Below are 13,420 nucleotides of genomic sequence, written 5' to 3'. Positions count from 1 at the left end.
CGCTCACCGGCAAATCCGGGGGAAAAAACAATGGGCAATATTCTATCACCGTGCGGCGATTCCTCAATGTAGTTCCCTTTATCAGGGGCGAGTTTACTCTTTTTGTTTAGAAATCATGCGCGATAGCCCATTCCGCGATCGTTTTGTTTAATTTTACGACGAACGAATAAAAACTTTAGAAAATGCGTTGACTCATTTTCAACTCTCCCTATAATGCGACTCCACACAGCGGGGGTGATTAGCTCAGTTGGTAGAGCATCTCCTTTACACGGAGGGGGTCGGCGGTTCGAGCCCGTCATCACCCACCATCTACTTCGGTAGACTCGCAGTGTAGATAAGAATTGAGATTGGGCGATTAGCTCAGTTGGTAGAGCATCTCCTTTACACGGAGGGGGTCGGCGGTTCGAGCCCGTCATCGCCCACCATTCTCACCTTATCGAAAGCAGTTCCGAAATGGGCGATTAGCTCAGTTGGTAGAGCATCTCCTTTACACGGAGGGGGTCGGCGGTTCGAGCCCGTCATCGCCCACCATTTCGGGTCGTTAGCTCAGTTGGTAGAGCAGTTGACTTTTAATCAATTGGTCGCAGGTTCGAATCCTGCACGACCCACCAATGTAAAAAGGCGCCCTAAAGGCGCCTTTTTGCTATCTGCGATATTGATGATTCGAACCTGCTGCAGGTTCGAGCCGAACGCAGTGAGGCAACGGAGCCGTTTACGGCGACGGCCCGAAGGGCGAGCGGAGCGAGTCATCCTGCACGACCCACCAATGTAAAAAGGCGCCCTAAAGGCGCCTTTTTGCTATCTGCAATATGGATGATTCGAACTGCCCCCCCTATTCCTCTTTTCCTCACTCAAGCTAATTCCCGATCTGCCGATACCTCTTTTTTACGGCAAAAGGAAATCGCATGACGACCATTCAAGCTTCAACTACCCAAATTCAAACCGGCGGCAGCGGCGCCAGCACCGGAAACGATATTCCGTCGCAGATTAGCCGCATCATGACGAAAATCAACAAGCTCACGCAGCAGTTAAAAGAGCTGGCTAACAGCCCCATCAGCGTTGACGAAAAGAAAAAGCAGCAGGAGCTCATCCAGACGCAGCTCAAAGTGCTGCAGGCACAGCTGGCGCAGCTGCAGCGCCAGCAGGCAGAGGAGGCCCAGAAAAAGCAGGATTTAAAGCAGGGCAAAATTGAAGGCGTGAATATGCCCTCCGACGACCATAAGGTCGATGTCTATATCTAACGTTTAAATGTGTTAAAAAGCGGGTCGCGTATGCGGGCTTCGGTAAGCCTCTGGGCCTGGATACGCACCCCGTCCCAGATAGCCTGCGCCGCGCCCGACAGGGAACGGTTTTTACGTCGCACCAGCATCAGCTTTCTCTCAATCGCCGGAGTAAAACGCTTCACCGTCAGGTGGCTTCCCTGCGGCAGCGGCAGCGCCAGTGCGGGTAAAACGCTGATACCAATACCCGCCTCCACCATCGGGAACAGGGTCGCAGGATGGCCAATCTCCTGCACGATCTGCGCGCTGATGTTCTGCGCGGCAAGCGCGGCGTCAATAAGCGGACGGCTGCCCGACGCATAGTCCTGCAGCACAAGGTTCATGCCCTGCAGCGCCTGCCAGGGCACCTCAGGAAGCGCCGCCAGCGGGTCGTCCTCACGGCATAACAGCAAAAACGGCTCTGAAAGCACGATCTCGCTCGCCAGATCGCTCACCGGCCCAGGATCGATAACAATGCCGAAATCCACATCGCCCTGCCGAATACTCTCCAGCACCCACTGCTGCGGTCGGTCGTGCAGGACGAAATCGATCTCCGGAAAGCGGTGGTTGCTTTCAGCTATGCACTGTGGAATGAGGTGCGCGGAAATCGTCTGGCTGGCCGCCACGCGCACGGTGCCGGAAAGCTGTTGCCCAAGACGCCCCACGTCGCGCAGGGTGGTGTGCAGCTCATCCAGCAGTCTTTCAAGCCGCGAGGCCAGCTGATGGCCCGCTTCGGTGAGCACCACTTCGCGCGTGGTGCGGTCCAGCAGCTTTACGCCCGTCTGGTTTTCCAGCTCTTTAACGCTGTGGCTAACGGCCGACTGGCTGAGACCGATGATCTCCCCTGCCCGGCTAAAGCTGCGGGCATGGGCGACGGTGACAAAAACGCGAAGCTGACGTAGCGAGTAATTCATCTGTTTATTTCATGAATGAATGCAATAAATCAATTTTATTTCTCAAACGTAAGAAAGCACAATAGCGATATCTGATTTCAGGAGTCATTATGAAACTCTTTCGCATCCTTGATCCTTTTACGCTCACACTCATCGTCACCGTTCTGCTGGCCTCTTTCTTTCCTGCCCAGGGCGGTTTTGTGCCGTTTTTCGAGGGGCTGACCACGGCGGCTATCGCGCTGCTGTTCTTCATGCATGGTGCAAAACTCTCACGAGAGGCCATCATTGCAGGCGGTAGCCACTGGCGGCTGCACCTGTGGGTGATGTGCAGCACGTTCATTCTGTTCCCGATCCTCGGCGTGCTGTTTGCCTGGTGGGCGCCGGTCAACGTCGATCCGACGCTGTATGATGGCTTCCTGTATCTGTGCATCTTGCCCGCGACCGTGCAGTCTGCGATTGCATTCACGTCGCTGGCTGGAGGAAACGTTGCGGCGGCCGTCTGCTCAGCCTCGGCCTCCAGCCTGCTCGGGATATTCGTCTCGCCGCTGCTGGTCGGGATGCTGATGAATATGCACGGCGCGGAAGGCAGCCTGGAACAGGTAGGGAAAATCTGCCTGCAACTGCTGCTGCCGTTCGTCCTGGGGCATCTCTCGCGCCCGTGGACCGGCGCGTTTGTCGCTAAGCACAAGAAGTGGATCTCGAAAACCGACCAGACCTCGATTCTGCTGGTCGTTTATTCCGCGTTCAGCGAGGCGGTGGTCAACGGCATCTGGCATAAGGTGGGCGCAGGCTCGCTGCTGTTTATCGTGGTGGTCAGCATCGTGCTGCTGGCGATTGTGATCGCGGTAAACGTTTTTGTGGCGCGCAAATGCGGCTTTAACAAAGCCGATGAAATTACGATTGTGTTCTGCGGGTCGAAGAAAAGCCTGGCGAACGGTATCCCAATGGCCAACATTCTGTTCCCAACGTCGGTGATAGGCATGATGGTGCTGCCGCTGATGATTTTCCATCAGATCCAGCTAATGGTTTGTGCCGTGCTGGCGCGTCGCTACAGGGCGCAGACGGAAAAGCTGGCGCAGGAAGAGACCCGCGCCGCAAAAGTCTAAGGGCGCTTCAGGGGCTGAACCAGCTGGGTCAGCCCTTCTGTTTTAATCAGTAGCGTAATCGCCATCAGCTCGCCAAGCCGCCCGGCGGGAAATTCATCCTTTCGGGCGAACCACAGCAGATACTCCTCCGGCAAATCAATCAGCCTGCGGCCCTTATACTTGCCGAACGGCATCTCGGTATTAGCAATTTCAACGAGCTGCTCTTTCTCCACGTTACTCTCCCAGCAGGCGCAGCATCTCGGCTTCATCGATTACGTCGATGCCCAGCTCCTGCGCTTTGGCAAGCTTGGAGCCTGCGGCCTCACCGGCAATCACTAGGTCGGTTTTCTTCGACACGCTGCCCGCCACCTTAGCGCCCAGCGCGACCAGCCGCGCCTTCGCATCGTCACGTGAAAGCTGGCTCAGGCTGCCGGTCAGCACCACCGTTTTACCCGCAAACGGGCTGTCGATCTCTTCGGCATTCACCACAACCGGTGCAGGCCATTTGACACCTTCAGCCAGAAGCTGGCCGATGACCTCGCGGTTGCTTTCTTCTGCGAAGAAGTTGAAGACGTGGGTGGCGACCACAATGCCCACATCAGGGACTTTCTGCAGCTCGTCAATGCTGGCTTTTTCCAGCGCGTCCAGCGAGCCAAAGTACGCCGCCAGCCCTGCGGCCGTCGCCTCGCCTACTTCGCGAATGCCCAGCGCGTAGAGGAAGCGGGCAAAGGTGGTTTCCTTCGCCGCTTCCAGGGCGTTAACCACGTTTTGCGCCGACTTCGGCCCCATGCGGTCAAGGCCCGTCAGCTTGCCCGCCGTCAGCCTGAACAAATCCGCAGGCGTGTGGACGTACTCTTTCTCGACCAGCTGATCGATAATTTTGTCGCCCATGCCGTCAACGTCCATCGCGCGGCGAGAAACGAAGTGCTTAAGCGCCTCTTTACGCTGCGCGCCGCAGATTAACCCGCCCGTGCAGCGGGTTACCGCTTCGCCTTCAACGCGCTCAACGTCAGAGCCGCACACGGGGCAATGGGTCGGGAAGACGATCTCGCGCGTATCGTCAGGGCGTTCTGACTCCACCACGTTCACCACCTGCGGGATCACGTCCCCCGCGCGGCGGATCACGACCTTATCGCCGATGCGCAGGCCCAGGCGCGCGATTTCATCCGCGTTGTGCAGCGTGGCGTTGCTCACCAGCACGCCTGCAACCTGCACCGGCTCAAGGCGCGCAACCGGGGTGATGGCCCCCGTGCGCCCTACCTGGAACTCCACGTCGCGTACGAAGGTCATCTGCTCCTGCGCCGGGAACTTGAACGCCACCGCCCAGCGCGGCGCGCGCGCGACAAAGCCCAGCTGCTCCTGCAGGGCAAGAGAGTTGACCTTAATCACCACGCCGTCGATATCAAAACCGAGCGTCGGGCGGTCCTCTTCAACCTTGCGATAGAACGCCAGCACGTCCTCCGGAGAGTCGCAAAGCTGAACGCGGTCGCTAACCGGTAAACCCCAGGCCTTGAACTGCAACAGACGGCCCAGATGCGTATCCGGCAGCTCGCCGCCTTCCAGGATCCCCACGCCATAGCAGAAGAAAGTAAGCGGTCGCTTCGCGGTAATGCGCGGGTCGAGCTGGCGCAAGGAGCCCGCCGCCGCGTTACGCGGGTTCGCGAAGACCTTTCCGCCGGTGCGGCGCGCTTCTTCATTGATTTTCTCAAAGCCCGCCTGCGGCAGGAACACCTCGCCGCGCACTTCCAGGCGCGCAGGAATATTGTCCCCGCGCAGCTTCAGCGGGATGGCACGAATGGTGCGCACGTTAGTGGTAATGTCCTCACCCGTGGTGCCATCGCCGCGCGTTGCGGCACGCACCAGCACGCCGTTTTCATAGAGAATACTGACCGCCAGACCGTCGAGCTTCAGCTCGCAGCACCAGCTCAGCGACTCGCTGCTTTTGAGGCGATCCTGCACGCGCTTGTTAAATGCCAGGAAACTTTCCTCGTCAAAAACGTTGTCCAGCGACAGCATGGGCACTTCGTGGCGCACCTGGCTGAACGCGCCCAGCGGCTCTGCGCCGACGCGCTGGGTCGGTGAATCTGGAGTAATAAGCTCGGGATGCTGCGCCTCCAGCTCGCGCAGCTCGCGCATCAGGCGATCGTACTCCGCATCCGGCACTTCCGGCGCGTCCATAACATGATACAGATATTCATGATGGCGAAGCGTGGTTCGCAGTTCAGTGAGTTTTTGTTCGATTGAGTCCATATCGCACCATCAATGAGAAAAAACCCCCGACAGGCGGGGGTTGAGGAGGAGTTGAAAATAACGCGACGATTACGCGTTAGCTTCCTTAACTTCGCGGATGCGGTCCTGATACTCGCGCAGCTTCTGCGGCGTCATCATGCGACGCTGATCGTCGAGCACCACGCCGCCCACTTCGTCGGCAATGTGCTGAGCAGACTGCAGCATCAGCTTGAAGTTCTGCAGCTCATCGCCGTAGGACGGCACTTGCATAAAGATTGTCACGCCTGGCGTCACGAAATCACCGGTCATTTCCGGATCGAAGGTGCCGGGATTAACCATGTTAGCCAGGCTGAACAGCGCCGGACCGCTTCCGTCCGGGCTAAGATGGCGATGGAAAATGTTCATATCGCCAAACTTAAAGCCGGCCTGTTGAATGCTGTTAAGCAGCACGTCACCGTTGAGATGGGTGCCATGATGCGCGGCCACGTTCATGATAATCACCGCTTCTTTGCGCTGCGGTTTTTCGACAACCGGCTCTGGCTCTACAACGGGCTCAGGCTCAACGTGCGGCGCTGGAACCGGCTCAGGCGCAGGCTGCGCGTGAACGGGCTGCGGCTGCGGCTGGTGTACCGGCTGCACGGGTTGCTGCACCGACTGCTGCTGAACAGGTTGTTGAACGGGCTGTGGCGCAGCAGGCTGATGATGCACAGGCTGCTGAGGCGGCTGGCGCACCGGTTCTTCCACTGGCTGAGGCGCTGGCTGGCGCGGCTGGGCGGAAGCATACGGCGGCTGATACTGATGCTGCACAGGACGGGGCGCTTCATGCTCCCCATGGCCTGCGCCGGGCGCAGTATTGACCCGATGAACACGGACTTCACCCACGCCGTCGTCGTCAAATCCTTCGATGTCGTCTTCGCCGTCATCGTCATCTCGACTGGACTTCATGCGCTTCAGTGGGCGATCGCGAAACATAGAAGAGCGCTCTTTACGGCTGGTCCAAAAACCATGCACCAGTAAAGCAATTATGGCGATCGCGCCAACAATGATTAATATCAGACGCAAATCCTGCATCATTATATTCTCTGTTGTTCTAACACCTTGCCACCACGGCAAACATTTACTTACTAAGAGTATTTGCCGTTGACGTCAAGTGCAAGTGCGTGCAGAGCATTCACAGCATAAAGATGAACGAAATCGTGCTTTTTGCTGTTTTTTCGAACATTTCCTAACTGGTCATTCGCCCGCAACTGGATAATATAGGCGTGCAAATCCACTGGTTGTGTAAAAAGGAGTACAGCCTGGTTATGGTTTCATCCTCTTCATCGGCCCCGCGCAGCGGCGTCTGGTATTTCTCTCAGGGCTGGAAGCTTGTCTCCCTGCCGGGCATCCGACGCTTTGTCATTCTGCCTCTGCTCATTAACATCCTCCTGATGGGCGGTGCCTTCTGGTGGCTTTTTACCCGGCTGGAAAGCTGGGTTCCATCCTTAATGAGCTACGTGCCGGACTGGCTGCAGTGGCTGAGCTACCTGCTGTGGCCGATTGCGGTCATTTCTTTGCTGCTGGTCTTCGGCTATTTTTTCTCGACGATTGCTAACTGGATTGCCGCCCCGTTCAACGGCCTGCTGGCCGAACAGCTGGAAGCGCGGCTTACCGGCGCGACTCCACCCGACACCGGCGTGCTGGGGATCATGAAAGACCTGCCGCGCATCATGAAGCGCGAATGGCAGAAGTTTGCCTGGTATTTGCCGCGCGCCATTGTGCTGCTGGTGCTCTACTTTATCCCCGGCATTGGGCAAACGGTGGCGCCGGTGCTGTGGTTCCTGTTCAGCGCATGGATGCTGGCGATTCAGTATTGCGACTACCCTTTCGATAACCATAAGGTGCCGTTTAAGGAGATGCGCACGGCGCTTCGTACGCAGAAGGTCGCCAATATGCAGTTCGGCGCGCTGACCAGCCTGTTCACGATGATCCCTTTCCTTAATTTGTTCATCATGCCGGTTGCCGTCTGCGGCGCGACGGCAATGTGGGTCGACTGCTACCGTGCTAAGCACGCGTTATGGAAATAATGCAAAAATGTGTAAAGAGGGAGTAGCTTATGCTCTCCCTTATTCCATACTGATCCCCATTATTTCCTTGCAGCATATAGATATGCTAATTCCTTACTTCCCCATACTTATTCAACAGGTATGCTGAGTCGGTATCCCAATTTCATACAGTTAAGGACAGGCCATGAGTAAGATTTATGAAGACAACTCGCTGACTATCGGTCATACGCCCCTGGTTCGACTGAACCGTATCGGTAATGGACGCATTCTGGCGAAGGTCGAATCCCGTAACCCAAGCTTCAGCGTGAAATGCCGCATCGGTGCAAATATGATTTGGGATGCTGAAAAACGCGGCGTTCTGAAGCCGGGCGTTGAGCTGGTTGAACCTACCAGCGGGAACACCGGCATCGCGCTGGCATACGTCGCTGCGGCTCGTGGCTACAAGCTGACGCTGACCATGCCTGAAACCATGAGTATCGAGCGTCGTAAGCTGCTGAAAGCGCTGGGCGCGAACCTGGTGCTGACCGAAGGCGCGAAGGGCATGAAAGGTGCCATTCAGAAAGCCGAAGAGATTGTGGCCAGCGATCCGGCGAAATATCTGCTGCTGCAGCAGTTCAGCAACCCGGCTAACCCGGAAATCCACGAGAAGACTACTGGCCCGGAGATCTGGGAAGATACCGACGGACAGGTTGACGTGTTCATCTCCGGCGTGGGCACCGGCGGTACGCTGACCGGCGTGAGCCGCTACATTAAAGGTACAAAAGGAAAAAAAGACCTGATCACCGTTGCCGTTGAGCCGACCGACTCCCCCGTCATCGCTCAGGCGCTGGCAGGCGAAGAGCTTAAGCCTGGCCCGCATAAAATTCAGGGAATTGGCGCGGGCTTCATCCCGGGTAACCTGGACCTGAAGCTGATCGACAAAGTTGTCGCCATTACTAATGAAGAAGCGATTTCCACCGCGCGTCGTCTGATGGACGAAGAGGGTATTCTGGCAGGCATCTCCTCCGGTGCTGCCGTTGCGGCGGCGCTCAAACTTCAGGAAGATGAGACCTTTACCAATAAGAATATTGTGGTTATCCTACCGTCCTCAGGTGAGCGTTACTTAAGCACAGCACTGTTTGCCGATCTCTTTACAGAGAAAGAACTGCAACAGTGATGCCAGCATGTTTAAAACGCGTAAAAAAGCACCTTTTCAGGTGCTTTTTTGTGGCCTGCTTCAAAGTTTTACTCCACCTGCCATTGATTCACCCCGTTGGGTCTGGTATTTAAACCAGCAATTATTTTGAAGCGCGAAATTAATCAGATCACGAAATAGCCTTGCTGAATCGATTTTATGATTTGGTTCAAGTCTTGCTTTCGCTGCATAATGTTTAATGACGATCGAAACGTCAGCGCTAACAATACAGGCTAAAGTTCAGTCGCCAGGCTAGACTTTAGTTCCACAACACTAAACCTATAAGTTGGGGAAATACAATGTTCCAGCAAGAAGTTACCATTACCGCTCCGAACGGTCTGCACACCCGCCCTGCTGCTCAGTTTGTTAAAGAAGCGAAAGGCTTCACTTCTGAAATCACTGTGACTTCTAACGGCAAAAGCGCGAGCGCCAAAAGCCTGTTCAAACTGCAAACTCTGGGCCTGACTCAGGGTACCGTTGTTACCATCTCTGCAGAAGGCGAAGACGAGCAGAAAGCAGTTGAGCATCTGGTTAAACTGATGGCTGAGCTCGAGTAAGTATCCGGGTTCTTTTCAATATCAGTCACAAGTAAGGTAGGGTTATGATTTCAGGCATTTTAGCATCCCCGGGTATCGCTTTCGGCAAAGCACTTCTGCTGAAGGAAGACGAAATCGTCATTGACCGGAAAAAAATTTCTGCCGACAAGGTTGATCAGGAAGTTGAACGTTTTCTGAGCGGTCGTGCCAAGGCATCTGCGCAACTGGAAGCGATCAAAACTAAAGCTGGCGAAACTTTCGGTGAAGAAAAAGAAGCCATCTTCGAAGGGCACATCATGCTGCTCGAAGATGAGGAGCTGGAGCAGGAAATCATAGCCCTGATTAAAGATAAAGGCATGACGGCCGATGCGGCAGCTCATGAAGTTATCGAAGGTCAGGCAACTGCCCTGGAAGAACTGGATGATGAATACCTGAAGGAACGTGCGGCTGACGTGCGCGACATCGGTAAGCGCCTGCTGCGCAACATCCTGGGTCTGGCCATTATTGACCTGAGCGCGATTCAGGACGAAGTTATCCTGGTGGCTGCTGACCTCACCCCGTCCGAAACTGCACAGCTGAACCTGAACAAGGTGCTGGGTTTCATCACTGACGCGGGTGGCCGTACGTCCCACACCTCTATCATGGCGCGTTCTCTGGAACTGCCTGCCATTGTGGGTACCGGTAGCGTTACCTCTCAGGTGAAAAACGACGACTATCTGATTCTGGATGCCGTAAACAACGTGGTTTACGTCAACCCAACCAACGAAGAGATCGAGCAGCTGCGCGCCGTTCAGGAGCAGGTGGCTTCTGAGAAAGCGGAACTCGCAAAACTGAAAGACCTGCCGGCCATCACGCTGGACGGTCATCAGGTTGAAGTGTGCGCAAACATCGGTACCGTTCGCGACGTCGAAGGCGCTGAGCGCAACGGTGCGGAAGGTGTAGGTCTGTATCGTACTGAATTCCTGTTCATGGACCGCGACGCGCTGCCAACTGAAGAAGAACAGTTTGCTGCTTACAAAGCCGTTGCTGAAGCCTGCGGCTCTCAGGCGGTCATCGTCCGCACCATGGACATCGGTGGCGACAAAGAGCTGCCGTACATGAACTTCCCGAAAGAAGAGAACCCGTTCCTGGGCTGGCGTGCGGTGCGTATCGCGATGGATCGTAAAGAGATCCTGCGCGACCAGGTACGCGCTATCCTGCGCGCGTCTGCTTTCGGCAAGCTGCGCATCATGTTCCCGATGATCATCTCTGTTGAAGAAGTGCGTGCACTGAAGAAAGAGATCGAAATCTACAAACAGGAACTGCGCGACGAAGGTAAAGCGTTTGACGAGACAATTGAAATCGGCGTGATGGTGGAAACACCTGCGGCGGCGACTATTGCGCGTCATTTAGCCAAAGAAGTTGATTTCTTTAGTATCGGCACCAATGATTTAACGCAGTACACCCTGGCAGTTGACCGTGGTAATGATATGATTTCACATCTCTACCAGCCAATGTCACCGTCCGTACTGAACTTGATCAAGCAAGTTATTGATGCTTCTCATGCAGAAGGTAAATGGACTGGCATGTGTGGTGAGCTTGCAGGCGACGAACGTGCTACACTTCTGTTGCTGGGTATGGGTCTGGACGAATTCTCTATGAGCGCCATTTCCATCCCTCGCATTAAGAAGATTATTCGTAACACGAACTTCGAAGATGCGAAGGTATTAGCAGAGCAGGCTCTTGCTCAACCGACAACGGACGAGTTAATGACGCTGGTTAACAAGTTCATTGAAGAAAAAACAATCTGCTAATCCACGAGATGCGGCCCAATTTACTGCTTAGGAGAAGATCATGGGTTTGTTCGATAAACTGAAATCTCTGGTTTCTGATGACAAGAAAGACTCCGGAACTATTGAGATTGTTGCTCCGCTCTCCGGCGAGATCGTCAACATCGAAGACGTGCCGGATGTAGTGTTTGCTGAGAAAATCGTTGGTGATGGCATTGCTATCAAACCAACTGGCAACAAAATGGTTGCTCCAGTTGACGGCACCATCGGTAAAATTTTTGAAACCAACCATGCGTTCTCTATCGAATCTGATAGCGGTATCGAGCTGTTCGTTCACTTCGGTATTGATACCGTTGAGCTGAAAGGCGAAGGCTTCAAGCGTATCGCTGAAGAAGGCCAGCGTGTTAAAGTTGGCGACCCGGTGATTGAATTCGATCTGCCACTGCTGGAAGAAAAAGCGAAGTCTACCCTGACTCCGGTTGTTATCTCCAACATGGACGAAATCAAAGAACTGATCAAACTGTCTGGCAGCGTTACCGTGGGTGAAACTCCGGTTATCCGCATCAAGAAGTAATTCTTGCCGCACAGAAAAATGGCGCCTTCGGGCGCCATTTTTGTTTATGCGGGCAGGATAAGCTCGTCGAAGCCTTTCGACTGGGTATAAAGCATCACGTCAGTCACCCGGTCGCCAGCCATGCGGATCGCATCGGCAACGGTTTTCCCCTCAACAATCCCGCTGACCAGCTCCGAACAGAACAGATCGCCCGTCCCTTTCAGGTCGGTTTTTACGCGCGGATGCGCGCTCACGGTCACGCCCTCATGCGTCACCAGCACCACGTGGATGTTTTGCGGGTCGTCAGCCACCGGCGCGCTGGTAATCGCCACCCACTTCAGCGTCTCAGAAAGCAGCCCCTGTGCGGCCTCTATGGCGCTTTCCGGCGTGCGGCATGGCCTGCCGCTGAGCACCTCCAGCTCATAGACGTTTGGTGTAATCCCCTGCGCTAGCGGCAGCAGGTGCTCGCGATACGCTTCGGGGATCTCGGGCTTCACGTACGTTCCGCTGTCGATATCGCCGATAACCGGGTCGACCAGCACCAGCAGGTCGGGATGCTGCACCTTAATAGCCTTAAGCCACTGCGCCAGAAGCTGAATCTGGCTGGCGCTGCCCATATAGCCGGTGGTCACCGCCTTCAGTTCGCGTAAAATCTCGCGCTCTTCCAGCGCCTTCAGGTAGCCGCTGAACCACTCGTCGGGTATCACACCGCCGTAAAAGGTGTCGTAGTGCGGCGTGTTGCTAAATAGCACCGTCGGGACCGCCGTCACGTTCAGACGGTGCGTTCTGATATTGGGCACCGCAATGCTGTTTCCCACGCTGCCGTACACCACCTGCGACTGCACCGCGACAATATCGGTTTGCTGCGCTCGGGTTTTATCCCGAAATAAAATCATCTCCATGACGCTTAAATTCCCGCCCCCTGCGAATAGCTCTCTTCACCAAATACGCCAGTAGAGAGGTAACGATCGCCGCGATCGCAAATAATCGCCACGACAACCGCGCCCGGCGTGGACTGCGCCACCCGAATCGCACCCGCTACGGCACCGCCCGAGCTGACGCCGCAGAAGATGCCTTCGCGCAGGGCCAGCTCGCGCATGGTATTCTCCGCCTCGCGCTGATGAATATCCAGCACCTGGTCCACAAGCTGCGCATTAAAGATGCCCGGCATGTATTCCTCAGGCCAGCGGCGAATGCCGGGAATGCTGCTCCCCTCTTCCGGCTGCAGGCCGACAATGGTCACCGCTTTTTCCTGCTCGCGCAGAAAACGCGACACGCCGGTAATCGTGCCGGTGGTGCCCATGCTGGAAACGAAATGGCTGATGCGCCCGTCGGTCTGCTGCCAGATCTCCGGGCCGGTTGTAGTGTAATGTGCGTAAGGGTTATCCGGATTATTGAACTGGTCGAGCAGCGTGCCCTCACCGCGTTCGGCCATCTCGAGCGCCAGGTCGCGCGCGCCTTCCATCCCCTGCTCTTTGGTCACCAGAATCAGCTCTGCGCCGTAGGCGCGCATGGCGGCGCGGCGCTCCTGGCTCATGTTGTCCGGCATCAGGAGCTTCATGCGGTAGCCCTTCAGCGCGGCAATCATCGCCAGCGCAATGCCCGTGTTGCCGCTGGTGGCTTCGATCAGCACGTCACCGGGCTTAATCTCACCGCGCTTTTCGGCCTGGACAATCATCGACAGCGCCGCGCGGTCCTTCACCGACCCTGCCGGGTTGTTGCCCTCAAGCTTGACCCAGATTTCGCTGCCGTTGTCCGGCCCCATGCGCTGAAGCTTGACCAGAGGAGTGTTGCCGATGGTGTGTTCGAGTGTATTCACGATTTTTACTCAATAAAAAAGCCGGGTGGCGCTTCGCTTACCCGGCCTACAAGACGCA

General features: G+C 55.7%; 13 protein-coding genes, 4 tRNA genes and 1 other RNA gene. 12 read left to right on the top strand and 6 right to left on the bottom strand.

The genetic code is table 11. The features are described 5' to 3' along the window. The first annotated feature begins 232 nt into the window (after positions 1–232). The 6 genes from AB8804_RS03540 (at position 233) to AB8804_RS03515 (ending at position 1,241) form a co-directional block, all read left to right on the top strand. A tRNA-Val gene (locus tag AB8804_RS03540) sits at positions 233–308 on the top strand. Positions 309–349: 41 nt separating this feature from the next. Beyond that, positions 350–425 (top strand) — tRNA-Val (locus AB8804_RS03535). 30 nt (positions 426–455) lie between these two features. Further along, positions 456–531, top strand: a tRNA-Val gene (locus tag AB8804_RS03530). Between the two features lie 4 nt (positions 532–535). Next, positions 536–611: transfer RNA gene (locus AB8804_RS03525), tRNA-Lys, on the top strand. Positions 612–644: 33 nt separating this feature from the next. Further along, positions 645–766: non-coding RNA, RtT sRNA (locus tag AB8804_RS03520), on the top strand. 139 nt (positions 767–905) lie between these two features. Then, a complete protein-coding gene (locus tag AB8804_RS03515) occupies positions 906–1,241 on the top strand; it encodes a FlxA-like family protein (RefSeq protein ID WP_371183147.1) in 336 nt (111 codons plus the stop codon). On the opposite strand, the gene AB8804_RS03510 is transcribed toward AB8804_RS03515, so the two are convergent. Beyond that, positions 1,238–2,173, bottom strand: a complete 936-nt coding sequence (locus tag AB8804_RS03510; RefSeq protein WP_371183145.1) for a LysR family transcriptional regulator — start codon at positions 2,171–2,173, stop codon at positions 1,238–1,240. The genes AB8804_RS03515 and AB8804_RS03510 overlap by 4 nt on opposite strands. An 89-nt stretch (positions 2,174–2,262) precedes the next feature. Between AB8804_RS03510 and AB8804_RS03505 the strand changes: the two genes are divergently transcribed. Continuing rightward, positions 2,263–3,258 carry a bile acid:sodium symporter family protein gene (locus AB8804_RS03505; RefSeq protein WP_371183143.1) on the top strand — a complete coding sequence of 332 codons (996 nt, stop codon included), beginning with the start codon at positions 2,263–2,265 and terminating at the stop codon, positions 3,256–3,258. On the opposite strand, the gene AB8804_RS03500 is transcribed toward AB8804_RS03505, so the two are convergent. The 3 genes from AB8804_RS03500 to zipA form a co-directional block, all read right to left on the bottom strand. Then, complete coding sequence (locus AB8804_RS03500; RefSeq protein WP_003861328.1) at positions 3,255–3,470, bottom strand: DUF3820 family protein; 216 nt, start codon at positions 3,468–3,470, stop codon at positions 3,255–3,257. The genes AB8804_RS03505 and AB8804_RS03500 overlap by 4 nt on opposite strands. 1 nt (position 3,471) lies before the next feature. Then, positions 3,472–5,487 (bottom strand): NAD-dependent DNA ligase LigA, encoded by a 2,016-nt coding sequence (gene ligA / locus AB8804_RS03495; protein WP_371183139.1) that lies wholly within the window; start codon positions 5,485–5,487, stop codon positions 3,472–3,474. 69 nt (positions 5,488–5,556) lie between these two features. After that, entirely contained in the window at positions 5,557–6,540 is a 984-nt protein-coding gene (zipA, locus tag AB8804_RS03490; protein ID WP_371183137.1) for a cell division protein ZipA, read from the bottom strand. Between the two features lie 230 nt (positions 6,541–6,770). Here zipA and cysZ point away from each other — a divergent pair, with 230 nt between their 5' ends. The 5 genes from cysZ (at position 6,771) to crr (ending at position 11,564) form a co-directional block, all read left to right on the top strand. Further along, positions 6,771–7,532 carry a sulfate transporter CysZ gene (gene cysZ, locus AB8804_RS03485; RefSeq protein WP_371183135.1) on the top strand — a complete coding sequence of 254 codons (762 nt, stop codon included), beginning with the start codon at positions 6,771–6,773 and terminating at the stop codon, positions 7,530–7,532. A 163-nt stretch (positions 7,533–7,695) separates the two neighbouring features. Continuing rightward, positions 7,696–8,667, top strand: coding sequence for a cysteine synthase A (gene cysK / locus AB8804_RS03480; protein WP_006176601.1), 972 nt, complete (start codon positions 7,696–7,698; stop codon positions 8,665–8,667). A 317-nt stretch (positions 8,668–8,984) separates the two neighbouring features. Then, positions 8,985–9,242 carry a phosphocarrier protein Hpr gene (ptsH, locus tag AB8804_RS03475; protein ID WP_000487600.1) on the top strand — a complete coding sequence of 86 codons (258 nt, stop codon included), beginning with the start codon at positions 8,985–8,987 and terminating at the stop codon, positions 9,240–9,242. 44 nt (positions 9,243–9,286) lie between these two features. Then, the gene (gene ptsI / locus AB8804_RS03470; RefSeq protein ID WP_371183132.1) at positions 9,287–11,014 is read left to right on the top strand and encodes a phosphoenolpyruvate-protein phosphotransferase PtsI; all 1,728 of its coding nucleotides are present in this window, start codon (positions 9,287–9,289) and stop codon (positions 11,012–11,014) included. Positions 11,015–11,054: 40 nt separating this feature from the next. Further along, positions 11,055–11,564 carry a PTS glucose transporter subunit IIA gene (gene crr, locus AB8804_RS03465; RefSeq protein ID WP_003861316.1) on the top strand — a complete coding sequence of 170 codons (510 nt, stop codon included), beginning with the start codon at positions 11,055–11,057 and terminating at the stop codon, positions 11,562–11,564. 44 nt (positions 11,565–11,608) lie between these two features. Here crr and pdxK read toward each other — a convergent pair whose 3' ends face one another. Then, positions 11,609–12,445, bottom strand: a complete 837-nt coding sequence (gene pdxK, locus AB8804_RS03460) for a pyridoxine/pyridoxal/pyridoxamine kinase (RefSeq protein ID WP_371183128.1) — start codon at positions 12,443–12,445, stop codon at positions 11,609–11,611. Between the two features lie 5 nt (positions 12,446–12,450). After that, positions 12,451–13,362: a cysteine synthase CysM gene (gene cysM / locus AB8804_RS03455; protein WP_371183126.1), complete on the bottom strand. Its 912-nt coding sequence runs from the start codon at positions 13,360–13,362 to the stop codon at positions 12,451–12,453. Between the last annotated feature and the right edge of the window lie 58 nt (positions 13,363–13,420).

The organism is Enterobacter sp. KBR-315C3_2022, from assembly GCF_041399425.1.
In the GTDB taxonomy this organism is placed as follows: Bacteria; Pseudomonadota; Gammaproteobacteria; order Enterobacterales; family Enterobacteriaceae; genus Enterobacter.
This window is presented reverse-complemented; position numbering and strand designations above follow the sequence as displayed.